Raw genomic sequence first — 493 nt, forward strand, 5'->3', positions numbered from 1 at the left:
TAACGCAGACCGATTTCATCCTGACCGGCATAATGCTCCAGACGACTCATCGGCACCTGTGGCTTTTTCAGGTAAGAGCCGAAGTACACCGCCACATGTGTGGCGTTATCCATCACCCGGGATACGTTGACATTCCAGCCACGGCGGTAATGCGTGTCCAGGAAGCGATTCCAGTCCCGTTTACTGCTTCCTTCTGCTGCCAGCGCATCCGGTATCACCAGGTCCGGATATTTCCGTGACAGCAACCGCGTTATCCGGTAACGCCACATGCTCATCACCTTACGGGCGTAAAAATGAAGGTTTTTCCAGGTATGACCTGACGTCACACCACCGGCAGTGGTCGACAGATGAATATGTGGATGCCATTGCTGGTCACGGCCCCATGTGTGGATTACCGTGAATACCCCCGGTTCCACATCCGCCTGGCGGCAGATTTCCAGTATCACATCCGCTGCAATACGGCTCATCTCTGCCAGTAACCACCGGTTGTGGA

General features: G+C 54.6%; 1 protein-coding gene. It reads right to left on the reverse strand.

Annotated elements, in window-relative coordinates:
* The coding region (locus tag A9587_RS24310) for a transposase (protein ID WP_172955474.1) at positions 1–493 on the reverse strand (493 nt) is incomplete at both ends.

The sequence above is a fragment of the Escherichia sp. MOD1-EC6162 genome, assembly GCF_002965125.1.
Lineage (GTDB): Bacteria > Pseudomonadota > Gammaproteobacteria > Enterobacterales > Enterobacteriaceae > Escherichia > Escherichia marmotae.